Genomic DNA, 21954 nt, shown 5'->3' on the forward strand with positions numbered 1-21954 from the left:
GCCTAACCCAACGTCGTGACCAGCCGGTGCAGCGCCTCGGCGGTAACCTCGCCGTTCTGCACCAGCGCCAGGCGGATGAAGCCTGCGCCCGGATTGAACCCCTCCGGCTGGAGCCGCGCCAGATAGCTGCCCGGCACGACGCGTACGCCGGCTTCCTTCCAGAGTTTCAAGGTCACGGCCTCGTCGTCGCCGAGCGGCGAGGTGTCGAGCCAGACGCAGAAGCCACCCGCGGGCCGGCGATAGCCGTAGCGATTGCCGAGGATCTGGTCGGCGAGATCGAACTTGATGCGGTAGAGCCTGCGGTTCTCCTCGACATGCGCCTCGTCGCCATAGGCAACGGTGGCGACATGCTGGAGCGGCACAGGCACCTGTGGTGCGGCAACGCTGCGCAGCTCGAGAAACAGGCTCAGGAATTTCTTGTCGCCGGCGGCGAAGCCGACGCGCAGGCCCGGCAGGTTCGAGCGTTTGGAGAGCGACTGGAAGGCGACGACGCGTGTGAAGTCGGGGCCGGCGTATTCGAGTGCACTGCCCGGCGCTTCCCGCGTGTAGATTTCCGAGTAGCACTCGTCGCTCAGAATGACGAAGCCATAGCGGTCGGCGAGGCCCTTCAGGCGGGTGAAGTAATCGCGCGAGGCGACCGAGCCCTGCGGGTTGGCGGGCGAGGCGATGTAGAAGGCGACGGTGCGCGCCAGCGTCGCCTCGTCGATCGCATCGAGGTCGGGCAGGAAACCGTTCTCGACCGTCGTCGGCAGGTAGACCAGCTCGCAAGCGGCGGCGCGGGCCCCGGCGCCATAGACCGGGTAGAACGGGTTCGGCATCAGGATCGCCGGCTTGCCGGGACGCGGGCCGACATAGCGCGTGGCCGTAATTGCCGCGAAGAACAGCCCTTCGCGGCTGCCATTGAGAACGAGGACCTCGCTCTCGGGATCGACCGGACGGGGCAGGTTGAAGCGATGGCCGAGCCAGCTTGCGGCGGCTTTCCGGAACGGCTCGATGCCATTGTTCAGCGGATAGCGGCCGAAATCGGCGATGTGCTTTGCCAGCACCGGTCCGACGAAGTCGGGCACCGGGTGCTGCGGCTCGCCAACCGCGAGCGTAATCAAAGGCTTACCCGGCTGGTGTGGGACCAGGAGCTCGTTCAGCCGGACAAATGGCGAGCGTTCGGTATCAGAGCTTCCACTGCCCTGCGGCGCACGGGATGAAGCGGTCATAGCCATACGTTGGGCGCCAGCACTCTTGGAACTGCCGGTTGCAGATCGCACCGGCCGGAAGCGGTTCAGTTCACCATAGATAGGGCGAGGTTAAGACGCGATTAACCATCGGTCGGTCCCCCCGTCCAGTGCCGAATAATTGGCGCCGATAGGAGGGGGATGCGCGGCCACCGACGGTTCCGTTTCCCGGCATTTTAGGCAAGGCCGTCGCGCCCCATTAACCCCCTCCTCCAAGAAGGTTTTCGCGTTGGCGATTCGCTGGTCGCGCCGGTGTTATGGCTACAGGCGACAAGCGGGGGCGGTGTGTGACCATTCAGATTGCGACACATGGCGATGTGCTTCGCCATACAGCGAGGCGCGCGGCGATATCAGCGGGCCTGACCATCGTCATGACCGCATCGACGCTGCTGCTGCATCTCGGCACCGATTTCAGCGCCACGGTGAGCGTCGGCTACATCATCGGCTTCAGCCTGTGCATCGCGACTGCGATCTCGGCCTCGCTGTCCGGCGCGCTCAGCTACCGCTCGGCGCTTCTGATGCAGGAACTGACGCTGACCCGCCGCGAGCTCGCGCGCATCTCGCAGACCGACCAGCTCACCGGCCTCTTCAACCGTCGCGGCTTCGATGACGCGGCGGCGCTCGCGCTGACCTCGGCGCGCCAGCGCAGCGTGCCGGTGACGGTGTTTTTGTGCGACATCGATCACTTCAAGTCGATCAACGACCGCTTCGGCCATGACGCCGGCGACAAGGTGCTGGTCGAGGTCTCCGACGTGCTGCGGCAGCTCGCGCGGACCGAGGGCGTGCTGGTCGCGCGCTATGGCGGCGAGGAGTTTGCCGGCCTCATGGTCGGCGTCACTCGCGATCAGGCTGAACGACACGCGGAGGCGCTGCGCACGACCTGCGCGAGCCGCGAAATCCCGATCGGCGAGAATCTCGAGCGCGTCACCATCAGCCTCGGCTTCACGGTGTCCTGCGCCGATGCCGAGCTCGCTGAGTTGATCCGGATAGCCGACCGCGCGCTCTATGCTGCCAAGCGCCGCGGTCGTGATCGTGTTGTCGAGGCCGACGAGCGCGCGCTTGTGGCGGCGTGATCGCGTCTCTGCTGGTGGAATAGCGCGATTGGGCCGCGGGCTCGCTCAACCTCGCCCGCTTGCGGGGGAGGTCGGCGCGAAGCGCCGGGTGGGGGCGCTCTCCACATTGGGAGTATCGATTGCGGAGATACCCTCTCCCCAGCCCTCTCCCGCAAGCGGGAGAGGGAGCGCACCGACTTTGCGGTCTAGTGCGGTGGCAGCTTCTCGAACGTCGGCATCCCTTCGGGGATCTGGTGGAACTCCTGCTTGTCGCAGGTATAGATCGCGATCTGCGGCTTGAACTGCGCAGGGTCGTCCAGCGTGCCGACCTTCACGATCGCGGCCGGCAGGCCCGGTACCTTCGTCACCAGATGCGTGCCGCATTCGGCGCAGAATTCCCGTGTCACGGCGCGCGCGAGGTCCTTGCGCGTAAACTGCTTGGGCTGGCCGGTGATGTAGGTGAAGCCGGACGCCGGCATCGCGATGAAGGTGTTGGGCTCGCCGCCCGAGATGTACTGGCATTCGCGGCAATGGCATTGCGCCTGCATCATCGGATCGCCCTCGGCGACGTAACGCACCTCGCCGCAATAGCATCCACCTTCCAGCCGCATGACGACCTCCTTTGTTGTTCGTTGAGGTCGTTATTTCGGCGCCGGCCGGCTTGCTTGGCAAGTTTTTCTTTTGTGACACGGGCCAAAGAAGAAGCTGGCAAAAAGAAAGGGGCTCCAACTTGCGCTGGAGCCCCTCAACGGTCGGGGCATTGCCGGGTATGTGCCCAAACCGTAGTTCTGGATGCGATCTTCGTTCGAAGATCGCATCCGGGAGGAGAGCGTTACATGTTGTAAGCGCGTTCGGTGTGCTCGGTGATGTCGAGGCCTTCACGCTCGGTCTCGACATTGGCACGCAGGCCGACGATCACGTCGACGACCTTGTAGAGGATCGCCGAGCCGATGCCGGACCACACCAGCGTGGTGGAGACGCCCCAGATCTGGGAGATCATCTGTGCCGCGAAGTCGTAATCGGCAACCTTCGGCGGGATCGCGGTGTAGTCGATGATGCCCGCACCACCCAGCGCCGGGTTGACGAGGATGCCGGTGCCCAGCGCGCCGACGATGCCGCCGACGCAGTGCACGCCGAACACGTCGAGCGAGTCATCGTAGCCGAGGGCGTTCTTCACCACGGTGCAGAAGAACAGGCAGACGACGCCGACGACGAGGCCGAGCACGATCGCACCCATCGGGCCCGAGTAGCCGGCCGCCGGGGTTACCGCCACGAGACCCGCGACCGCGCCGGAGAGCGCGCCGAGCACCGAGGGATGACCCTTCACGATCCACTCCGCGAACATCCACGACAGCGCAGCGGCTGCGGTGGCGACGAAGGAGTTGGTCATGGCGAGGGCTGCGCCGCCGTTGGCTTCCAGGTTGGAGCCGGCGTTGAAGCCGAACCAGCCGACCCAGAGCAGCGAGGCGCCGATCATGGTCATGGTCAGCGAGTGCGGGGCCATCAGCTCCTTGCCGTAGCCGGTGCGCTTGCCGATCAGGAGCGCACCAACGAGACCGGCGATGCCGGCATTGATGTGCACCACCGTGCCGCCCGCGAAGTCGATCGCGCCCTTCTTGAAGACCCAACCAGCGTCGGCGTTGATCGCGTCGAGCTGGGCCTGGGCCGCCGTCTTCGCCGCCGCATCACCCGCAGCAGCCAGAGCCTTGGCGGCATCCTGGATCGCGTCCGGACCCGGCCAGTACCAGACCATGTGCGCGATCGGGAAGTAGATCAGCGTGACCCAGAGCGGGATGAACAGCGCGACCGCCGAAAACTTCATGCGCTCGGCAAAGGCGCCGACGATGAGGGCGGGCGTGATCGCCGCGAAGGTCATCTGGAAGCAGACATAGACGAGCTCCGAGATGTTGGCATCGACGCTGAAGGTCGCCACCTTCGAGTCCGTCGTGATGCCCATCATGAAGGCCTTGGAGAAGCCGCCGATGAAGTCGGAACCGCCGGTGAAGGCGAGGCTGTAGCCGTAGAGGGCCCAGAGCACGGTGACGACGCAGACCGTGTAGAACACCTGGGCGAGAACCGAGAGCATGTTCTTGGAGCGGACGAGGCCGCCATAGAACAGCGCAAGACCCGGGATCGTCATCAACAGCACGAGCACTGTCGATGTCAGCATCCAGGCGTTATCCCCCTTGTTGACCGTTGGCTCGGCGTAGGCTGCGGTCGCAGCGAACATGCCGACTGCGAGGGCGGCCAGTCCCGCGCCATAGGGACGCTTAAACGTCATTTCATTTTCTCCTGATTCGATAAAGGTTGAGCGCGAAATCAAAGTGCCGCGGCGTCGGCCTCGCCGGTGCGGATGCGGACCGCATGGTCGAGGTTGATGACGAAGATCTTGCCGTCGCCGATCTGTCCGGTTTTCGCAGCCGACGTGATGGCGTCGATGGTCTTGTCGACCTGCTCGGAGGCGACGGCGACTTCGATCTTGATCTTGGGCAGGAAGCTCACGGCGTATTCGGCGCCGCGATAGATTTCCGTATGGCCCTTCTGCCGGCCGTATCCCTTGACTTCCGTCACCGTGAGACCGTGAACGCCGATGGCGGTCAGGGCGTCACGGACTTCTTCCAGCTTGAATGGCTTGATAATCGCCATAACAATTTTCATGGGTCCTATCCCCGCTTGGGCCCGGTCCGGACGTGGCCGGGCGTTCTCGACTGGTTCACCACGAGGAGAAGCTTCACACCGCGGGCACAGCCGGGCCCTGAGAATCAAATGCCGTGCCAGATCGATGTCGTTGCCTAACGGACTATGAATGCGACGCTTTTCCCGCTTTGCGGATGTCACGCTGCACTGCGCTAATAGGTCGCGCCTAAAACATAATCACGTCTGCTCAAATCGAATGCAGAACAGGCTGCCGACACAATGTTGCTCACGTGTCAGGCAGGGAAACGGTATTTTGATACGTGAGAGCGCCTACCGGAGCGCCGCGTCGTGCCGGAAAATGTCGGGTCTTCCAATTCGTGCTCACGCGTGATGCGCAAGCGCGCGACCAGCGCGACCGGGCTGAAGCTCGCAAGCTCCGCTGAGCATGGAACAGCCGGACGGTAGCGGCTGAAGGGCCCTATCGGACCATCAGGTGGCGTCGCGTTCCGCAAAAACCCTGTCGATCAGTCCCCATTCGACCGCCTGCTGCGCGTTCATGAAGTGGTCGCGATCCAGGGTCCGTTCCACCTCCTGCTCAGGGCGCCGGCAATGTTGTGCATAGAGCCGGATAATGCGCCGCTTGGTTTCCTGCATTTCGGTGGCATGGATCAGGATGTCAGACGCCTGGCCCTGAAAGCCGCCGAGCGGCTGATGCACGTGGAGGCTCGCATTGGGCAGCGCGGCGCGGTGACCGGGCTCGCCGGCCATCAGCAGGAACGACCCCATGGAGCGCGCCGTGCCCATGCATAGCGTATGAACCGGCGCCTTGATGAACTGCATGGTGTCGTACATCGCAAGTCCGCTGGTGACCACGCCGCCATAGGAATTGATGTAGAGATTGATCGGCTTGTTCGGGTTCTCCGCCTCCAGGAACAGCAGCTGCGCGCAGACGAGCCCGGACATTGCATCATTGACTTCGCCGTTGAGGAAGATGATGCGCTCGCGCAGGAGCCGGGAGTAGATATCGAAGGATCGTTCGCCGCGGCTGGACTGTTCGACGACCATAGGGACGAGCTGCAGCATGTCGCGCATCGGCGACCTCCATTTCCGTAGGTGATGAAGTCGTTCTGCTTGCTAACGCGCGATGAGATCAGGCCGCGCGCATCAGGCAGCAGTTGGTGTTGGCCGCCTGCGGCCGCTTTGCTCTGATGTCGCAGGCTTCCTGGATGATGCGAAACCGGGTGCCGCCAGCCTTGTTCGGTTCGATCCTGAAGGTGACGTGGCTTTCTCGAAACGGGGGCTCGGACTCGCGGAGCCGGTAACGCACCTCTTCGCCCGTGACCGACGATTCGGGCTCGGCGCCCGCGAGGTCGCAATCCGGCAGCCAGCGTTCGCGCAGCGCCGGAATGGTCACGGCGCGCCAGACCTTTGCAGGCGGCGCATCGAAGTCATATTCAAGCACCAGGGCTGCGTCGGGCTGATCAGGCTTCGCTGCATCGCTCATTGATCCATGTCCTTCAAGAGATCGGCGAGCGCTTCCATGCGCTTCGGCCAGTAGGCGCGGTAGCGCGCAAGCCATGTCCCGATGGTGGCGATGCCGTCCGGATCGACCTCGTAGTTCACAAATCGGCCCTGCCGCTGTTCGCGCACGAGACCTGCTGCACGCAGAACCGCAAGATGCTGCGACATCGCCGGTTGGCTGATCTCCAATCCGTCGCGCAGCGCGCTGGCATTGAGGCTTCCGCCAGCGAGCTTTTCAAAGACCTTTCGGCGCGTCGGGTCGGCCAGCGCCTTGAAGATATCGGCTTCGAGCATGGCAATACATAAGCATACACTTATGTGTTGCGCAAGCCCGAAGCGGGCTCACCCTGGCCAGTGCTTCGAGCGACCCGCAAGGAGCTACTGCAACGCCTCGCCGTGCTGGGAAATGTCGAGGCCTTCCAATTCGTGCTCACGCGAGACGCGCAAGGGGACGAACAGGGCGACCAGCCTCAGCAGGATGAAACTCGCACCCGCCGACCAGACGAAGGTGACGGCAACCCCGTAGAGCTGGATCAGGAGCTGCTGCGGCTGGCCCTCGATCAGGCCGGCGGTGCCGCCGATCGCGCTGGTCGCGAACACGCCGGCGAGCAGCGTGCCGGTCAGGCCGCCGATGCCGTGAACGCCGAACACGTCGAGCGAATCGTCATATTTGAAGCGGAGCTTCAGCCAGGTGCAGGCCCAGTAGCAGACCGCCCCGGCGATGATGCCGATGACGATGCCGTGCCAGGGCGCGACGAAGCCGGACGCCGGCGTGATGGTGCCGAGGCCGGCGACCGCGCCCGAGATCATGCCGAGCACCGAGGGCTTGCGCCGCGTCGACCATTCGATCGCGCCCCAGGTCACGGCGCCCGAGCAGGCCGCAAGATGCGTGGCGATGATGGCCATCACGGCGTGTGAATTGGCCGCCAGCGCCGAGCCGCCGTTGAAGCCGAACCAGCCAACCCACAACAGTCCGGTACCCATCACCGCAAGCGAGAGATCGAACGGCGACAGGTTCTCCGTGCCATAACCGTGACGGCGTCCCATCACCATCGCAGCTACGAGGCCCCCGGTGCCGGCGGAGAGATGCACGACGAGACCGCCGGCGAAATCCAGGACGCCCATGCTGGCGAGGAAGCCGCCGCCCCAGATCCAATGCGCCAGCGGAACGTAGACGAAGATGAACCAGCCGATCGAGAACACCAGATAGGCGGAGAATCGCATGCGGTCGGCGACGGAGCCTGCGACCAGCGCCACGGTGATGATGGCAAAGGTCATCTGGTAGAGCATGAAGAGCGCTTCCGGAATCGTCTTCGCGGCCGGGTTCACGCTGTCCAGGGTCATGCCGGCGAGGAACCAGCGGTCGAGCGAGCCGAGCCATGGGCCGTCGCCGACGAAGGCCAGCGAGTAGCCAAACGCGACCCAGAGGATCGAGATCAGCGTCACTGCGGCGAGACTCTGCGCCATGGTCGCAAGCACGTTCTTCTTGCGCACCATGCCTGAGTAGAACAGCGCAAGCCCCGGGATCGTCATCATCAGCACCAGCGCGGTGGCGACGATCATCCAGGCGGTGTCGGCGCTGTTGATCTCGCTCGTCGCGGCGTGCGCCGGCGTCACCAGTGAGATCGCGGACATCAGTCCGATCGGCACAGCCATGGCGGCTGCGCGGCGCAAAGTGGCCGCCATGTCGTTTCCCCCAGTATGGAAAGCGAACGCGCGCTATGGCGTCATTGCCCGGCGCGTTTCAGATAAGAGTTCTTCTCACAACGTCACAAGCACTCCACCTCATCCCGAGGAGCGCGCTTGCGCGCGTCACTAAGGATGGCCGCGGGTATCGTCCGGGGACGCGCGTTCCGCGCTCCTCACCATGAGGGGCTGGCGACCAGTCAAACTTACAACGCGTCGCTGTCGGTCTCGCCGGTGCGGATGCGCAGTGCGTGATCGATCGGCGTGACGAAGATCTTGCCGTCGCCGATCTGCCCGGTGCGCGCCGTCGAGGTGATGACGCTGACGGCCTTGTCGGCGATGTCGGAGGGGACCGCGATTTCGATCCTCAGCTTGGGCAGGAAGTTCACGACATATTCGGCGCCGCGATAGATTTCGGTATGGCCCTTCTGGCGGCCGTAACCCTTCACTTCGGTGACGGTCATGCCGTGCACGCCGATCGCCGTCAGCGCCTGGCGGACCTCATCGAGCTTGAAGGGTTTGATGATCGCGACGACGAGTTTCATGGTCAGGCCTGTTTCCCCGGGGGCTTCGCCACACAATACGCAGTTGGCGCTGCGTCAATCTGGCATCTTTCTGGGCAAATGGCATAAAAATGTTGCAGGTTGAAGAGGGAAAAAGGCGGGTCCACGAGGACCGCCGCCTCTGTACAGAGCAGCCGGTCGTCCTCCACAATGCATTTTTGGCATGGATGCGGTGAACCGAACCGTTCCGGCCGGTACAAAAGTATGTTTGAGATAGGGGGCATTTCATGGCGAGTTGGTTCTACGCAGCCGAAGGCAAGCAACAGGGGCCCTATCCGGAAGGGCAATTCCGGGATCTCATTGCCCAGGGCGTGGTCCGCCCGGACACGCTGGTGTGGACCGAGGGCATGGCGGGCTGGCAGAAGGCTGCCGAAATCCCGGGATTGATGGCTGGCGGCGGCGCGCCGCCGATCATTCCCGCGGGCGGACCGCCCACGATGGCCTCCGCCGGGGGCTATAGCGGCGGCGGTTACAGCGCTGGTGGCTCTGCGCTCTCGATCGATTTCGACATCCTGGAGTTCACCTGGCGCTCCATCGTCTTGCTGATCGGCATGGTCCTGGTCATCCCGGCGCCGTGGGTGTTCGTCTGGTACACGCAGTGGATCGTGTCCTGCGTGAAGGTTCCGGGACGGCCGAATCTCAGCTTCACCGGCAATGCGATGACGCTGGTGCCCTGGTATTTCGGCTTCGTCGTTCTGTTGATCGCCGTCAACTTCATCGGCATCCAGCTGCTCAACACTCTGGTCTCCATCTTCGAGATCGTGCTGGCATGGCTGCTGATCAAATGGATGGTCGCGAACCTCGCCTCCAACGGGCAGCCGCTCGGCCTCAGCTTCACCGGCTCGGTCTGGGCCTATATCGGCTGGAACCTGCTGTTCGCGATCTCCATCATTACCATCATCGGCTGGGCGTGGGTCGCGGTGGCCCAGATCCGCTGGATGTGCCGCAGCATCGAGGGCACGCGGCGCGACATCGTGTTCAGGGGCACCGGGCTCGAGATGCTCTGGCGCGGGATCGTGACCGCCATCCTCTGCTTCTTCATCATCCCGATTCCCTGGATGTATCGCTGGATGATGGGCTGGCTGGCGTCGCAGACCGAGCTCGCGCCGAAGGGGTCGGTCTAGAGCATCAGCCCTTCCGCTCGCGCACCGAGCCTTCCTGTGCGACGGAAGCCACCAGCGTGCCGTCGGGCTTGAAGATCAGGCCGCGGGTCAAGCCGCGGCCTGATTGCGCACTCGGCGAATCCTGCGAATAGAGCAGCCATTCGTCGGCGCGGAACGGGCGGTGAAACCACATCGCGTGGTCGAGGCTCGCCGGCATCATGCGCTTGTCGAACAACGTGCGGCCGTAGCGCGCCATCACCGCATCGAGCAGCGAGAAGTCCGATGCATAGGCCAGCGCGCACATGTGCAGCGCCGGATCGTCCGGCAGTTTTGCTGCTGTCTTGATCCAGACGTGGATGCGGCCGTCCTCGATCTTCTGGCCGAAATAGCGGCCGATCTCGACTGGCCGCAGCTCGATCGGGCGGTCGGATTCGTAGTAGCGGCGGATGAAGTCCGGCATCTCGCGGAACATCGGTTGCTTCGCGACTTCCTCGGCCGTGAGTTTTTCCGGCGGCGGCACGTCGGGCATCTTGTCCTGATGATCGAAAGCGCCCTCCTCCTCCGCATGGAACGAGACCATGATCGAAAAGATTGCATTGCCGTGCTGGATCGCGGTGACACGCCGCGTCGAATAGCTCTTGCCGTCGCGCAGCCGTTCGACCTGGTAGATGATCGGCACCTGCGGGTCGCCCGGCAGGATGAAATAGCAATGCAGCGAATGCGGCAGCCGGCCCTCCACCGTGCGGCAGGCCGCAACCATCGCCTGCCCGATCACCTGCCCGCCGAACACCCGCTGCCAACTCGTCTTCGGGCTGTTGCCGCGGAACAAATTCACCTCGAGCGGCTCGATATCGAGGATTGAGATGAGGTCGATCAGGCTTTTGGACATGATGGCGCTTTCAAGGTGTCGTCATTCCGGGGCATCGCGTAACGATGAAGGCGGAATCTCGAGCCGAAACCTCCAGATTCCGGGTTCGCCAACCACGTCGGCTGTTGCCGACTTGGTTAACTTAACAAGCCGAACTCGGGTAAACCCGAGTTCGGGTCGCGCGCCCCGGAATGACCGCGAGGAACGGCCCTTGGTTCACCGCCCTGTTTCGCCCAGCTCAAGTCTGCTAGCAAGGCCAAGAGTTAGCCGGGATTCAGGGTATGTCAGTACAGGGTAGCATTGTCATCGGCGGCGGCGCATTTGCAGGGCTCGCGCTCGCGCTGGCGTTGCGCCAGGGCTTGGGTGCCGAAATTCCGGTGATCGTCGCCGATCCGGCGCTCGCCACACGGCCGAGCCGCGACCCGCGCGCCACCGCCATCGTCGCGGCCTGCCGCCGGCTGTTCGAGGCGATCGGGACCTGGGACGAGGTCAAGGGCGGCGCGCAGCCGATCCTCGACATGGTCGTGACCGATTCAAAGCTTGAGGACGTCACCCGTCCGGTGTTCCTGACCTTCGCCGGCGATGTCGAGCCCGGCGAGCCCTTTGCTCACATGATCGAGAACCGCCAGCTCATCGACGTGCTGGTCAAGCGGGCCGAGGCCGAAGGCATCGATCTTCGCGCCACCCCTGTTGCGTCCTACGACGCGCGCCCTGACGGCATCGACGTGACGCTCGGCGATGGCAGCGTGGTCGCGGCGAGCCTGCTGATCGCCGCCGACGGCGCCAAGTCAAAGCTGCGCGAGCGCGCCGGCATCGCCACCCATGGCTGGGAGTACGATCAATCCGGCATCGTCGTCACCGTCGGCCATGAGCGCGATCATGAGGGTCGCGCCGAGGAGCATTTCCTGCCCGCCGGCCCCTTCGCGATCCTGCCGCTCACGGGAAAACGCTCCTCGCTGGTGTGGACCGAGGGCCGCACCGAGGCCGCGCGCATCACGGCGCTGAGTGAAGACGAATTCCACAGCGAGCTCGAGCAGCGCTTTGGCCTGCATCTCGGTGAGATCAGGGCAATGGACAAGCCGCGCGCATTTCCGTTGTCCTATTTCGTCGCCCGCTCCTTCATCGCCGAGCGCCTCGCGCTGGTCGGCGATGCCGCGCATGTCATCCATCCCATCGCGGGCCAGGGCCTCAATATGGGCCTGAAGGATGTCGCGGCACTCGCCGAAGTGGTCGTCGATGCCGCGCGGCTCGGCATGGATATCGGCCAGAGCGATGTGCTCGAGCGCTATCAGCGCTGGCGGCGCTTCGACACCATGGCGATGGGGGTCGCGACGAATTCGCTGAACTTCCTGTTCTCCAACAAGTCCACCCTGCTGCGCACCGTGCGCGACATCGGCCTCGGCATCGTCGATCGCGCCCCGCCTTTGAAGAATCTCTTCATCCGCCAGGCCGCCGGCCTCACCGGTGAAGTGCCGAAATTGTTGAAGGGCGAGGCGTTGTAGGGTTCGCGCGTCCCACACTCTCCGCTGTCGTCCCGGACAAGCGCAGCGAAGCGGAGCGCAGATCCGGGATCCATAACCACAGGGAGGAGTTTGGCGAAGACTCGTGGTTACCAATTTCGCGCCACAACCACTCCCTGGGGTTATGGGTCCCGGCCTTCGCCGGGATGACACCGAATGTTTGGAGCGGCTCTCGCGCGATTGCGCCGGCACCTCTCTCAATCAATCTTCCGCGCCTCCTCCGGCAGCATGATCGGGATGCCGTCGCGGATGGGATAAGCGAGCTTGGCGGAGCGCGAGATCAGCTCCTGCTTGGCGGCGTCGAATTCGAGCGGCCCCTTGGTCAGCGGGCACACCAGGATCTCCAGAAGCTTGGGATCGACGGTGGCTTCGGGGCGTTCGGTTGGCGTGGTCATAAATGGTCTCCGGCGGTGGTCCAGCCCTAAGGCATGATCCGGAAAAGTGTGAAGCGGCTTTCCGAGAAGATCATGCTCAAACGACAACCTAAAGCGCGATGATGATTCATCCTGATCTCATCGCGCTTTAGCACAGAAAGCTGCGGCGTGTCGCCGCATACGGATGCCGGGTGCTGCGTAATTCCCGGTGCAACCAGGCTTTCTGCGCGGCGTCATAACTTAGAATAGCTGTAGAGTAAGTCCCTTTGCGAGGGCGCCGCCTAGCCGCCAGCGCCGATTTTTGGTTTGCAGGACGGCAGGCAGCGCGGCATGCGCTTGCCATCGATTTCGACCATTCCAAAGCCCTAGGACACGCCGATCCATGTTTGCTTCGCTTAACCCAAGGTCTTTCGCCCTCGCTGCGCTCTGCGTCGCTGCGCTGCTGCCGCTCGTAGCCGCGAACGCGCAGCAGGCGACCGAACTCCAGATCGCCTATGATGGCGCGTTCCAGCCGAACGAGCTGCGCGCACCGGCCGGCAAGCCGATCACCGTCAAGGTCAAGAACAACACCGCCAAGGCGATGGAGTTCGAGAGCAAGACGCTCAAGGTCGAGAAGGTGATTCCGTCGAAGGGCGAAGCCGTCGTCAACGTCCGCGCCCAGAAGGCCGGCCGCTACGAGTTCTTCGACGAGTTCAACGAGAAGGCGCGCGGCACGCTCGTCGTCGAATAAGGTTCAGTTCGTGCTCGCCGCGCTCATCATCGTCTTCCGCGAAGTCTTCGAGGCCGGTCTGATCATCGGCATCGTGCTCGCGGTGACGCGTTCGGTTAAGCATCGCAATCGCTGGATCGCCGGCGGCGTGCTGGCGGGCGTTCTGGGCGCATGCGTGGTCGCGGCGTTCGCGGGCGCCCTGTCGCAGCTCTTCGAAGGCATGGGGCAGGAGCTGTTCAACGCGGCGATCCTTGGCGTCGCCGTGATCATGCTGACCTGGCACAACGTCTGGATGGCGCGACACGGCAAGGAGATGGCGGGCGAATTGCGCGCTGTCGGCCAGGCGGTGGCCGAAGGATCCAAATCGCTGCTGGCGCTGGCGGTCGTGGTCGGGGTCGCGGTGCTGCGCGAAGGCAGCGAGGTGGCGCTGTTTCTCTATGGCGTTGCCGCGTCCGATGGCGGCACGGCGATGAACCTGTTGCTCGGCGGCCTGCTCGGCCTCGTGCTCGGCGGCGCGGTGTGCCTCCTCACCTATTTCGGCCTCTTGCGGATTCCGCCGCGCGCGCTGTTCACGACCACGACGGTGCTCATCACCCTGCTCGCGGCCGGCATGGCCGCGCAGGCGGTCTCGTTCCTCGAACGCGCCAACTGGCTCACCGCACTCGATACGGTGGTGTGGGACACGAGCTGGCTTCTCTCCGAGGACAGCATCCTGGGCCGCACCCTGCACACGCTCATTGGTTACACCGACCAGCCGACCGCGATGCAGCTCGTGATCTACGCTGCCGTCGTCCTGGTCACGATCGCCTTGATGCGGCTGGTCGGATCCGAGCCGCCCCGGCGCGCGATCGCCGCAGGCTGAGCAGCTCGAGACCAACCGCAAGAGCTCATCGTGCGGCAATCCGCAGGAGCTCGTCGAGTGCGGCCTGTTGCTTGTCCGCCGGCAGCGTCTGGTCCGAAAGGGCAAAGCCGAAGAAGGCCCAGAACAGGATCTGCGCCCGGGGGCGTGCGACCTCCTCAGCGAGACCGGCCTGCTTCAAGAGGCTCTCGATATAGTCGAGCCTGCGGCGATCGACTGCGACGACTGCGGCGCGCGCCCGCGCATCGTTGGCAGCCCAGCTCCGTACCGCCTTTTCCAGCATGAGCTTGCTGCCGAAGGTCAACTTCAGCAGTACGGCGAGCGGCTCCGCACCCCTGCTCTCGCTCTTGTTCTCGCTCTTGGCCGCCTCGACGGCTGCGATGATCTGTTCGGTGGCGACTTCGCGCCAGCGCGAGAGGATGGCGGCATGGAACGCGGCGAGATCCGCAAAGTGCCAATAGAAGCTGCCGCGGGAAACCCCCATCGCCTTGGCCAGTGGATCGGCTTTCAGCGCCGTGAAGCCGCTTTTTGCCAGCGTCTTCAGGCCCAGATCGACCCAATCCTGCGCCGAGAGCTGATCGGCCATCGGTTCCCACCTCCCATGATGCCGCACCATACACAACTGTATTGACAGGCGCCAGCGCCTCTCGCTATAACGACCATACATCACTGTATGGTCTATGATGGAGATGCCAATGCGCGATCTGCTTCTGCAAGCGGCGGGCGTCATCGCGATCCTGGTCACAATTGGCCACGCCGTGCTCGGCGAGACCCAAGTCTTTGCCCGCGCCACGATCGAGCCGCCGCGGTTGCGAACGCTCATCCGCCTGGTCTGGCAGGCCGGTACGGTGGCGTGGTTTGCCGGCGGCGTGCTTCTGATTGCCGCACCCTGGATGGGATCGGACGCCGCGCGACACTGGATCATCGCAACGCTCGCGGTGGTGTTCGGATTCGCCGCCATCGCCAACGCGCTGGCGACGCGGACCGTGCACCCCGGCTGGATCGGGATGAGCGCCGTGGTCGCGCTGGCGGTTGCGGGCTATTAGCGGTGTCGCGATGGAGCAGCGCAACCATTCCGATGCCGGCTTTGATCTCCGGCATCTCGCCGCCATCAATGCGTGGGCCAACTTCAATCTGCGCGCAGGCTTCGAGGTCGTCGCGGCCGCAAACGGTGAAGCTGAAATCCGCATGAAATGGGACGACAGCTTCACGCAATATTCCGGACATCTCCACGCCGGCATGATCGCGGCCCTCCTCGACACGGCCTGTGGGTTCGCCGCAGCCACAAAGGTCGGTTCGGTGACCGCATCGCATTTCTCGATGAACTGCATGAAGCCGGCGATGGGTAGCGCTCTCGTTGCCAAGGGCAGAATGCTGCGCGCCGGGAGTAGGCAGATCTTTGCCCGGGCGGAACTCTTTACCGAGGACCGGTTTGGAAACATTTCGCTGGTCGCAACCGGCGAAACCATTCTCGTTCGCTTCCGTGACCAAGATGGCGACCGAGATGAGGAGTGATACATGCCATTGACGCTCGTTACCGGCGGCACGGGGCATTTGGGCCAGGACATCGTCGATCGCCTCGTCTCCTGCGGACATCGCGTCCGCGTCCTTGCAAGAACGCCGGGCTCCCGTTCAGACGTCGAATGGGCGGTCGGCGATCTCGTAACAGGCGCGGGGTTGAGGGAAGCGCTGCACGGTGTCGACACCGTCATCAATGCAGCGACCTACTCGCCGATCGCGCGCCGGGGCGGCTTCAGGCCGGTGGATTTCTTCAGCTCGCCTTCCGCCGTCGACGTCGAGGGCACCGAGCGGCTCTTGTCGCTGTCGCGCAACCAATCCGTCCGGCACTTTCTCCACGTCTCGATCGTCGGCCTCGATGAGGCGACGTTGCCCTATGCCCGCGTCAAGCTCGCCGGCGAAAAGCTCGTCCGCAGTTCCACGCTGTCATGGTCCGTCGTTCGCGCAATGCCGTTCTATTACCTGCTCGACAAACTGCTGGCCCGACAGGCCTGGCTTCCGGCCTGGCCCATGCCGACGACGGTGTTCAATCCGGTCGATACGTCTGATGTCGCCGACTACATCGTGACCTGCGCCTTCGATGGTGCGCGTGGAGCACGAGCGGAGATCGGCGGTCCCGAAGATCGCAGCCTTGCCGAGTTCGCGCGCCAGTATCTGCACGCGCGTGGTTTCCACCGGAGGATCCTGCCGATATCATTGTCGGAAACGCGAGCTCGCGGCATGGGCTTTGTCGTCAGCCAGGGCGTGCGCGGCAAATTGTCTTGGGCGGACTGGCTGCGCCGGCAATATCCGGACGTTCGCCGCGCGGCTTGACGCCGCGAGCACTACTGCAGCGGCGGATCGCCGCTCGTGCGCTTCTTGGCGAGGTCCATCTCGGTGACGGCGATCAGGATTTCGGCGCGGGTCTTGAGGTCGGGCGCTTCCAGCATCGCCTGCTTTTCCGCCGGACCGTAGGGCGACATCATCGCCAGCGCATTGACCAGCGCCTCGTTGGGTGCGCTCTCGACGCCTTCCCAGTCGACCTTGAGGTTGTTGGCCTTCAGAAAGTCGGCCAGCGCCACCAGGAGCGCATCGCGGTTGACCGCGTCCTCGCCCTTGCGGGCGGTGAAATCATCCGTGAAGGCGAAGAAGTTCACCTTGCACTGCCGGTAGGATGTCAGCACCTCGAGCTCCTGGACCACCTTGAAGCGCGCAATCCCGGTGAGCTCGAGGATGTAGCGGCCGTCGCCGGACTCGGCGAGCTGGGTGATGCGGCCGACGCAGCCGACGTTGAACAGCACCGGCTTGTCCGAATTCTTCGGCGAATGCGCCACGTCAGGCTGGATCATGCCGATCAGGCGATGGCCGTCGCGAAGTGAGTCGTCGACCATCGACAGGTAACGCGGCTCGAAGATGTTGAGCGGCATCTGCCCGCGCGGCAGCAGCAATGCGCCGGGCAGCGGAAACACCGGGATGATCTCGGGAAGATCGGCGGGCCCGCGATATTCGATGTTGATCGGCATACCCCGGTCCCCCGCTGGTTCACATGGCGCCAATCGCCTCAGAGCATGATCCGGAAAAAGATCACGCTCCAACAACTAAGAAAACAGGATGGTCGACAGCCGCTTGCGACCCTCGACGGTCGCATCGTCGGCGCCGCCCCAGGCCTCGAAGAACTGGATCAGCTGCTTGCGTGCGCCATCATCGTTCCATTTGCGGTCGCGCTTGACGATCTCGAGCAGCTGGTCGGTTGCCGCCGCCCGGTCGCCTTGCGCATTGAGCGCGGTCGCAAGATCGAACCGCGCCTGATGGTCGAGCGGGTTGGCGGCGACTTTCTGTTCCAGCTCCGCGACCGGCCCGAGCGACTCCGCCTGCTCGGCGAGATCGATCGCGGCCTGCACCGCCTTGACCGCCGCATCGCCGTGCTTGGACTCCGGCACCATGGCGAGCGTCTGCTTGGCCTGCTCGATGGCACCCGACGTGACGTAGCATTTCGCAAGGCCCGCGAGCGCGGCGATGTTGGTCGCATCGTGCGACAGCGCCTCGGCATAGATCTGCGCAGCAGCCGCGACGTCGCCCTCAATGAGCACGGCGTCTGCTTCCTTCACGATCTCCGCGACGTTGACCTCGCCCGGCGCGGTGACACCCTTGGTCAGGCGCTCGATGAAGGCGTTGACCTGGCTCTCGGGCACCGCGCCCATGAAGCCGTCGGCCGGCTGGCCGTTGACGAAGGCGATCACGGCCGGGATCGACTGGATGCCCATCTGGCCCGGAATCGCCGGGTGCTGGTCGATGTTCATCTTGACCAGCTTGACCTTGCCCTTGGCCGCCTTGACCGCCTTTTCCAGTACCGGGGTCAGTTGCTTGCATGGGCCGCACCACTCCGCCCAGAAGTCGATCAGCACCGGCTGGCGCTTCGATTCCTCGATGACGTCCTTCACAAAGGTCTGGGTGGTCGTGTCCTTGATCAGATCGGGCGCAGCCTGGCCCGCCGCTCCGTTGCCCTGGTCAATGATCGTCACGGAAGTCCTCTCGTCTGATGTCCGGAAAGGCGGCTCTTTAGCACGACGCCGTCCCATATGCTGCTGTCCCGGCTCCTAAATTGGGCCGGGACGGCCGAATTTCAATCCGTGGTAAGCGATTCGGTGGTTCCTGGGCGTTTCCGGGGGCTTTCGACCCGATTCGGGGCTCATTTAGGTCCCCGAAAGCGAATTGATGCCACGGGTAGCTGTTGCATTCGCCGCCCGCTTTTGGCATACGACAGCCGTTGCCGGCGCGTCATGCGACCGACACAGGACGCGGGTGTAGCTCAGTGGTAGAGCACGACCTTGCCAAGGTCGGGGTCGAGGGTTCGAGCCCCTTCGCCCGCTCCAATTTCTCCCAGCGTCAAGCCTGACAGGACCGGATCGCCTTCGGGCGGCTCCATCCGGCACGTACGTTGGACGCGCAATGACAATCCTGGTCACCGGCAGCGCAGGCCATCTCGGGGAAGCCATTCTCCGGACGCTTCGCGCGCAGGGGTCTACTGTGCATGGGGTTGATTTGAAGAAATCGGAGTTCACCGATCAGGTGGGCTCGATCGCCGATCCCGGCTTCGTGCAGGCCGCGATGGCAGGCGTCACCGCCGTCATCCATACCGCCACCCTGCACAAGCCGCATGTCGCCACGCATTCCAGGCAGGACTTCATCGACACCAACGTCACCGGCACGCTCAACCTGCTCGAGGCGGCGGCCGCCGCCGGCGTGAAGGGCTTCGTCTTTACCAGCACTACCAGCGCGTTCGGCTCGCAGCTCCGGCCCGAAGCGGGGAACTCCGCCGTCTGGGTCACCGAGGATCTGCCGGCGGTGCCGAAGAACATCTACGGCACCACCAAGCTGATGGCGGAGAATCTGTGCGAGCTGTTTGTCCGCGAGAGCGGGCTTCCCGTCATCGTCTTGCGAACCTCGCGCTTCTTTCCGGAGGAGGACGACGATCCCTCGGCGCGGGCGAGCTTTGCGACCGAGAACGCGCAGGCCAATGAGCTGCTCTATCGCCGGCTGGATATAGCGGACGCTGTCAGCGCCCACCTCCTCGCCGTCGAGCGCGCCCCTAACATCGGCTTCGCGCGCTACATCGTGTCGGCGACGAGCCCGTTCACGCAAAGCCACCTCGCTGCCCTGGCCGAGGACGCCGCGCGTGTCGTGCATACGCTCTATCCCGATTGCGCAAAACTTTACGCGGCGCGGGACTGGCGCCTGTTTCCAACCATCGACCGTGTCTACGTCAACGATCGCGCGCGCCGCGAGCTGGGCTGGCGGCCGGCATTCGACTTTGCCCACGTGTTGAGCAGCCTGCGCGAGAACCGCGATTTTCGCAGCGCGCTGGCGCGTCAGGTGGGCTCAAAAGGTTACCATGACACCGTCTTCGATCGCGGGCCTTATCCCGTAGTCTCATAATTCTCACCGCGCGCACGCGAGCGTTGCTTGTGAAATAGTCGCTCGCCCTGTGATTCCGCGTTGCAGCGAGAACGGGCATACTCGCGTGACACGCCCGCAGAGAAGTTCTCTCTCAATTTTTATTGAGGCTGATCGCGACACGCTAGCCACGCTTCTCAGCGCTTGCAGATGTGCTAACCTTTTCGTGTCTGCCTCCGTCGACAGACTCCGAACTTCGCCTCTCGAATAGCAAAACAATAACGGTGTGGCCGCCACGGCCGCCTTAGGGGAGTGACGCGATGACATCCATATTCCATCGATCCATCTTTGCGTTTGCGGCGGTTGCCCTGCTCGCGGGGACAAGCGTCGTGAATGCGCAGCAGCAGCAGGACAAGAACCGGGCGCTGAAGAAATACGAATCCGGCACCAAGGAGTTCTGGACGCATCCGCCGGATGACTGGTTCCTGGGGGATGAGACCGAGGCGCAGAAAGGTCTTGCGCCGCCGTCCGGGCCGCCGACCGGCGCCTCTGAGGCCGAGCTCGCCAACATCGTGAAGAAGATCAAGCTGCCGGCGGGCTTCAAGATCGAGGTCTGGGCGCCCGGCGTTCTCGCCGCGCGGCAGATGGCCTGGGGTGACAAGGGCACGCTGTTCGTCGGCTCGTTCGGCCTCGGCAACGTCTATGCGATCAAGGACAATGGCGGCAAGCGCGAGGTCAAGACCGTTCTCAAGGGTCTGAACATGCCGACCGGCCTCGCCTTCAAGGACGGCGCGCTCTACGTCATCGCCGTCGACAAGCTGATCCGCTACGACGACGCGGAAGCCAACTTCGACAATCTCGGCCAGGGCAAGGTCGTCTATGACGACATGCCGTCCTACGCCGCACACGGCTGGAAGTACCTCGCGGCCGACAAGGACGGCTGGTTCTACATTCCGTTCGGACCGCCCTTCAACGTCGGCATTCCGCCGACCAGCGTCTCGCAGATCAGGCGCGTCGATCCGAAGACCGGCAATGCCGAGACCTGGGCGCTCGGCGTCCGCAACTCGGTCGGCGGCGACGTCGATCCGCGCAGCGGCAAATACTGGTTCACCGAGAACGCGCGTGACTGGATCAGCGATGATCTACCCAGCGACAAGCTGAACATGATCTCCAAGATCGGCGAGCATTTCGGCTATCCCTATTGTCACCAGGGCGATCTACCGGATCCGAAATTCGCGATGGGCCACAAGTGCTCGGAGTTCACGCCGCCCGTGCTGAATCTCGGCGCGCATGTCGCTCCGCTCGGGATGAAGTTCTACACCGGCGACCAATTCCCCGCCGAGTACAAGAACAACATCCTGATCGCCGAGCACGGCTCCTGGAACAGGCACAAGTACCAGGGCGCGCGCATCGTGCGCGTGATCGTCGGGCCCGACGGCAAGAATCCCAAGCAGGAAGTGTTCGCCTCCGGCTGGCTCGAAGGTGACCAGGGCTATCTTGGCCGTCCCGACGACATCGTCCTCGCCAAGGATGGCTCGATCCTCGTCGCCGACGATTGGGCCGGCGCGATCTATCGCATCAGCTACAGCAAGAAGTAGCGCGACGTGACGAGGGGCTGCGGTGGCCGGCGCGGCGGCCGCAGCCCTTGTTTTTGAGTTTTGGTCTTTAAGTCCTGGACAGTGTCGTTCCGGATTGCGCGCCGCTTGCGCGCAAGTCCGGAACCCATAACCACGACTTGGGGTTATGGATTCCGGGCTCGCCCTTCGGGCTCCCCGGAATGACGAGCCTGTTAGAGCGGAATCCTGCGATCATGTACCGGCAGTTTGCTTCTCACGCGATCATCGCACTTGCGCTCACCGCGCTTGCCACTATTCCCTTCGCGCACGCTGCCGACGTGAAGGAGAAAGCGGCAGTCTGCGCCGCCTGTCACGGCGACAACGGCATCTCGCAGACCGAGAACATCCCCTCGCTTGCCGGCCAGCCCGATCAGTTCTTGCAGTGGCAGCTCGTGTTCTTTCGCGCCGGCTCGCGCAAGAACGAGCAGATGCAGCCGATCGCGGAACAGATTGCCAACGAGGACATCCGCAGTCTCGGCGCCTATTTTTCGCAGCTCACGCCGCCGAAAGGCCCGGAGGACAAGGATCCCGACCTGTCGAAAAAGGGCAAGGAAGCAGCCATCGGTCGCCGCTGCGCCTCATGCCACACCGACAGCTATGCCGGCACCAAGGCCGTCGCCCGCCTTGCCGGCCAGCGCGAGGAATATCTGGTGAAGGCGCTGCACGACTACAAAGCCGGCTTGCGCGTCGGCGGCGGCGTCGCCGCAATGGCCGACATCGCCTATTCGCTGAGCGAGGAAGAAATCACCGCGCTCGCGCACTATCTCGCGCATCTGTAGTAGATGTGAGCGAAGACCGCGACAAAACTCCGCCGTCGTCCCGGATC

Annotated in this window: 25 protein-coding genes and 1 tRNA gene; 12 read left to right on the plus strand and 14 right to left on the minus strand. The window is 63.9% G+C overall.

All coding sequences use genetic code 11. The features are described from left to right. Positions 1-2: 2 nt before the first annotated feature. Positions 3-1217, minus strand: coding sequence for an aminotransferase class I/II-fold pyridoxal phosphate-dependent enzyme (locus tag Q3C01_RS07045; protein WP_458144594.1), 1215 nt, complete (start codon positions 1215-1217; stop codon positions 3-5). Positions 1218-1516: 299 nt separating this feature from the next. Between Q3C01_RS07045 and Q3C01_RS07050 the strand changes: the two genes are divergently transcribed. Then, positions 1517-2302 (plus strand): GGDEF domain-containing protein, encoded by a 786-nt coding sequence (locus Q3C01_RS07050; RefSeq protein ID WP_458144595.1) that lies wholly within the window; start codon positions 1517-1519, stop codon positions 2300-2302. A 185-nt stretch (positions 2303-2487) separates the two neighbouring features. Here the strand turns inward: Q3C01_RS07050 and Q3C01_RS07055 are convergent, their stop codons facing one another. From Q3C01_RS07055 to Q3C01_RS07090, 8 genes are all read right to left on the minus strand, one after another. After that, positions 2488-2892, minus strand: coding sequence for a GFA family protein (locus Q3C01_RS07055; RefSeq protein WP_458144596.1), 405 nt, complete (start codon positions 2890-2892; stop codon positions 2488-2490). A gap of 221 nt (positions 2893-3113) precedes the next feature. Continuing rightward, positions 3114-4562, minus strand: a complete 1449-nt coding sequence (locus Q3C01_RS07060; RefSeq protein WP_458144597.1) for an ammonium transporter — start codon at positions 4560-4562, stop codon at positions 3114-3116. 38 nt (positions 4563-4600) lie between these two features. Continuing rightward, the gene (locus Q3C01_RS07065) at positions 4601-4939 is read right to left on the minus strand and encodes a P-II family nitrogen regulator (RefSeq protein WP_027535364.1); all 339 of its coding nucleotides are present in this window, start codon (positions 4937-4939) and stop codon (positions 4601-4603) included. 468 nt (positions 4940-5407) lie between these two features. Continuing rightward, on the minus strand, positions 5408-6010 hold the full coding sequence (locus Q3C01_RS07070; protein WP_458144598.1) for an ATP-dependent Clp protease proteolytic subunit: 603 nt from the start codon (positions 6008-6010) through the stop codon (positions 5408-5410). A gap of 58 nt (positions 6011-6068) precedes the next feature. Then, positions 6069-6422 (minus strand): SRPBCC family protein, encoded by a 354-nt coding sequence (locus Q3C01_RS07075; protein ID WP_458144599.1) that lies wholly within the window; start codon positions 6420-6422, stop codon positions 6069-6071. Further along, positions 6419-6733 carry an ArsR/SmtB family transcription factor gene (locus Q3C01_RS07080; RefSeq protein WP_458144600.1) on the minus strand — a complete coding sequence of 105 codons (315 nt, stop codon included), beginning with the start codon at positions 6731-6733 and terminating at the stop codon, positions 6419-6421. Before Q3C01_RS07080 ends, Q3C01_RS07075 begins: the two co-directional genes overlap by 4 nt. 84 nt (positions 6734-6817) lie before the next feature. After that, positions 6818-8125 carry an ammonium transporter gene (locus Q3C01_RS07085; protein ID WP_458144601.1) on the minus strand — a complete coding sequence of 436 codons (1308 nt, stop codon included), beginning with the start codon at positions 8123-8125 and terminating at the stop codon, positions 6818-6820. Between the two features lie 206 nt (positions 8126-8331). Continuing rightward, on the minus strand, positions 8332-8670 hold the full coding sequence (locus tag Q3C01_RS07090) for a P-II family nitrogen regulator (RefSeq protein ID WP_063706748.1): 339 nt from the start codon (positions 8668-8670) through the stop codon (positions 8332-8334). A gap of 245 nt (positions 8671-8915) precedes the next feature. On the opposite strand from Q3C01_RS07090, the gene Q3C01_RS07095 reads away from it, so the two are divergent. Then, complete coding sequence (locus tag Q3C01_RS07095) at positions 8916-9812, plus strand: DUF4339 domain-containing protein (RefSeq protein WP_458144602.1); 897 nt, start codon at positions 8916-8918, stop codon at positions 9810-9812. A gap of 4 nt (positions 9813-9816) precedes the next feature. On the opposite strand, the gene tesB is transcribed toward Q3C01_RS07095, so the two are convergent. Continuing rightward, a complete protein-coding gene (gene tesB / locus Q3C01_RS07100; protein ID WP_458144603.1) occupies positions 9817-10680 on the minus strand; it encodes an acyl-CoA thioesterase II in 864 nt (287 codons plus the stop codon). Positions 10681-10940: 260 nt separating this feature from the next. On the opposite strand from tesB, the gene Q3C01_RS07105 reads away from it, so the two are divergent. After that, positions 10941-12161 carry a ubiquinone biosynthesis hydroxylase gene (locus Q3C01_RS07105; RefSeq protein WP_458144604.1) on the plus strand — a complete coding sequence of 407 codons (1221 nt, stop codon included), beginning with the start codon at positions 10941-10943 and terminating at the stop codon, positions 12159-12161. Positions 12162-12376: 215 nt separating this feature from the next. Here the strand turns inward: Q3C01_RS07105 and Q3C01_RS07110 are convergent, their stop codons facing one another. Then, positions 12377-12574, minus strand: a complete 198-nt coding sequence (locus tag Q3C01_RS07110; protein WP_027525074.1) for a Trm112 family protein — start codon at positions 12572-12574, stop codon at positions 12377-12379. 361 nt (positions 12575-12935) lie between these two features. Between Q3C01_RS07110 and Q3C01_RS07115 the strand changes: the two genes are divergently transcribed. Together Q3C01_RS07115 and Q3C01_RS07120 are read left to right on the plus strand one after the other, a co-directional pair. Then, the gene (locus Q3C01_RS07115; protein WP_458144605.1) at positions 12936-13283 is read left to right on the plus strand and encodes a cupredoxin domain-containing protein; all 348 of its coding nucleotides are present in this window, start codon (positions 12936-12938) and stop codon (positions 13281-13283) included. 10 nt (positions 13284-13293) lie between these two features. Next, positions 13294-14124, plus strand: coding sequence for an FTR1 family iron permease (locus Q3C01_RS07120; RefSeq protein ID WP_458144606.1), 831 nt, complete (start codon positions 13294-13296; stop codon positions 14122-14124). 25 nt (positions 14125-14149) lie between these two features. Here Q3C01_RS07120 and Q3C01_RS07125 read toward each other — a convergent pair whose 3' ends face one another. Further along, positions 14150-14707, minus strand: a complete 558-nt coding sequence (locus tag Q3C01_RS07125) for a TetR/AcrR family transcriptional regulator (RefSeq protein WP_458144607.1) — start codon at positions 14705-14707, stop codon at positions 14150-14152. A gap of 109 nt (positions 14708-14816) precedes the next feature. On the opposite strand from Q3C01_RS07125, the gene Q3C01_RS07130 reads away from it, so the two are divergent. From Q3C01_RS07130 to Q3C01_RS07140, 3 genes are read left to right on the plus strand one after another with little or no spacing between them, the layout of a single operon-like run. Further along, the gene (locus Q3C01_RS07130; protein WP_458144608.1) at positions 14817-15167 is read left to right on the plus strand and encodes a hypothetical protein; all 351 of its coding nucleotides are present in this window, start codon (positions 14817-14819) and stop codon (positions 15165-15167) included. Positions 15168-15177: 10 nt separating this feature from the next. Further along, positions 15178-15636, plus strand: a complete 459-nt coding sequence (locus Q3C01_RS07135; RefSeq protein WP_458144609.1) for a PaaI family thioesterase — start codon at positions 15178-15180, stop codon at positions 15634-15636. 3 nt (positions 15637-15639) lie between these two features. Further along, positions 15640-16452, plus strand: a complete 813-nt coding sequence (locus Q3C01_RS07140) for an SDR family oxidoreductase (protein ID WP_458144610.1) — start codon at positions 15640-15642, stop codon at positions 16450-16452. Between the two features lie 11 nt (positions 16453-16463). On the opposite strand, the gene Q3C01_RS07145 is transcribed toward Q3C01_RS07140, so the two are convergent. After that, on the minus strand, positions 16464-17141 hold the full coding sequence (locus Q3C01_RS07145; RefSeq protein WP_458144611.1) for an LON peptidase substrate-binding domain-containing protein: 678 nt from the start codon (positions 17139-17141) through the stop codon (positions 16464-16466). Between the two features lie 75 nt (positions 17142-17216). Then, on the minus strand, positions 17217-18140 hold the full coding sequence (trxA, locus tag Q3C01_RS07150; RefSeq protein WP_458144612.1) for a thioredoxin: 924 nt from the start codon (positions 18138-18140) through the stop codon (positions 17217-17219). A gap of 276 nt (positions 18141-18416) precedes the next feature. Here trxA and Q3C01_RS07155 point away from each other — a divergent pair. The 4 genes from Q3C01_RS07155 (at position 18417) to Q3C01_RS07170 (ending at position 21907) form a co-directional block, all read left to right on the plus strand. After that, positions 18417-18491: transfer RNA gene (locus Q3C01_RS07155), tRNA-Gly, on the plus strand. Positions 18492-18567: 76 nt separating this feature from the next. Further along, positions 18568-19554 carry an NAD-dependent epimerase/dehydratase family protein gene (locus Q3C01_RS07160; RefSeq protein WP_458144613.1) on the plus strand — a complete coding sequence of 329 codons (987 nt, stop codon included), beginning with the start codon at positions 18568-18570 and terminating at the stop codon, positions 19552-19554. A 278-nt stretch (positions 19555-19832) separates the two neighbouring features. Continuing rightward, complete coding sequence (locus tag Q3C01_RS07165; protein ID WP_458144614.1) at positions 19833-21110, plus strand: PQQ-dependent sugar dehydrogenase; 1278 nt, start codon at positions 19833-19835, stop codon at positions 21108-21110. A 212-nt stretch (positions 21111-21322) separates the two neighbouring features. Beyond that, positions 21323-21907 (plus strand): c-type cytochrome, encoded by a 585-nt coding sequence (locus Q3C01_RS07170; RefSeq protein ID WP_458144646.1) that lies wholly within the window; start codon positions 21323-21325, stop codon positions 21905-21907. Positions 21908-21954 lie beyond the last annotated feature (47 nt).

This window comes from Bradyrhizobium sp. UFLA05-109 (assembly GCF_054185165.1).

What these genes read in the sequence shown, in the direction of transcription:
- Q3C01_RS07045 (WP_458144594.1), bottom strand. Translation starts at nt 1,217, where the DNA reads ATGGCTATGACCGCTTCATCCCGTGCGCCGCAGGGCAGTGGAAGCTCT.
- Q3C01_RS07055 (WP_458144596.1), bottom strand. Translation starts at nt 2,892, where the DNA reads ATGCGGCTGGAAGGTGGATGCTATTGCGGCGAGGTGCGTTACGTCGCC.
- Q3C01_RS07060 (WP_458144597.1), bottom strand. Translation starts at nt 4,562, where the DNA reads ATGACGTTTAAGCGTCCCTATGGCGCGGGACTGGCCGCCCTCGCAGTC.
- Q3C01_RS07065 (WP_027535364.1), bottom strand. Translation starts at nt 4,939, where the DNA reads ATGAAAATTGTTATGGCGATTATCAAGCCATTCAAGCTGGAAGAAGTC.
- Q3C01_RS07070 (WP_458144598.1), bottom strand. Translation starts at nt 6,010, where the DNA reads ATGCGCGACATGCTGCAGCTCGTCCCTATGGTCGTCGAACAGTCCAGC.
- Q3C01_RS07075 (WP_458144599.1), bottom strand. Translation starts at nt 6,422, where the DNA reads ATGAGCGATGCAGCGAAGCCTGATCAGCCCGACGCAGCCCTGGTGCTT.
- Q3C01_RS07080 (WP_458144600.1), bottom strand. Translation starts at nt 6,733, where the DNA reads ATGCTCGAAGCCGATATCTTCAAGGCGCTGGCCGACCCGACGCGCCGA.
- Q3C01_RS07085 (WP_458144601.1), bottom strand. Translation starts at nt 8,125, where the DNA reads ATGGCGGCCACTTTGCGCCGCGCAGCCGCCATGGCTGTGCCGATCGGA.
- Q3C01_RS07090 (WP_063706748.1), bottom strand. Translation starts at nt 8,670, where the DNA reads ATGAAACTCGTCGTCGCGATCATCAAACCCTTCAAGCTCGATGAGGTC.
- Q3C01_RS07095 (WP_458144602.1), top strand. Translation starts at nt 8,916, where the DNA reads ATGGCGAGTTGGTTCTACGCAGCCGAAGGCAAGCAACAGGGGCCCTAT.
- tesB (WP_458144603.1), bottom strand. Translation starts at nt 10,680, where the DNA reads ATGTCCAAAAGCCTGATCGACCTCATCTCAATCCTCGATATCGAGCCG.
- Q3C01_RS07105 (WP_458144604.1), top strand. Translation starts at nt 10,941, where the DNA reads ATGTCAGTACAGGGTAGCATTGTCATCGGCGGCGGCGCATTTGCAGGG.
- Q3C01_RS07110 (WP_027525074.1), bottom strand. Translation starts at nt 12,574, where the DNA reads ATGACCACGCCAACCGAACGCCCCGAAGCCACCGTCGATCCCAAGCTT.
- Q3C01_RS07115 (WP_458144605.1), top strand. Translation starts at nt 12,936, where the DNA reads ATGTTTGCTTCGCTTAACCCAAGGTCTTTCGCCCTCGCTGCGCTCTGC.
- Q3C01_RS07125 (WP_458144607.1), bottom strand. Translation starts at nt 14,707, where the DNA reads ATGGCCGATCAGCTCTCGGCGCAGGATTGGGTCGATCTGGGCCTGAAG.
- Q3C01_RS07130 (WP_458144608.1), top strand. Translation starts at nt 14,817, where the DNA reads ATGCGCGATCTGCTTCTGCAAGCGGCGGGCGTCATCGCGATCCTGGTC.
- Q3C01_RS07135 (WP_458144609.1), top strand. Translation starts at nt 15,178, where the DNA reads ATGGAGCAGCGCAACCATTCCGATGCCGGCTTTGATCTCCGGCATCTC.
- Q3C01_RS07140 (WP_458144610.1), top strand. Translation starts at nt 15,640, where the DNA reads ATGCCATTGACGCTCGTTACCGGCGGCACGGGGCATTTGGGCCAGGAC.
- Q3C01_RS07145 (WP_458144611.1), bottom strand. Translation starts at nt 17,141, where the DNA reads ATGCCGATCAACATCGAATATCGCGGGCCCGCCGATCTTCCCGAGATC.
- Q3C01_RS07160 (WP_458144613.1), top strand. Translation starts at nt 18,568, where the DNA reads ATGACAATCCTGGTCACCGGCAGCGCAGGCCATCTCGGGGAAGCCATT.
- Q3C01_RS07165 (WP_458144614.1), top strand. Translation starts at nt 19,833, where the DNA reads ATGACATCCATATTCCATCGATCCATCTTTGCGTTTGCGGCGGTTGCC.
- Q3C01_RS07170 (WP_458144646.1), top strand. Translation starts at nt 21,323, where the DNA reads ATGTACCGGCAGTTTGCTTCTCACGCGATCATCGCACTTGCGCTCACC.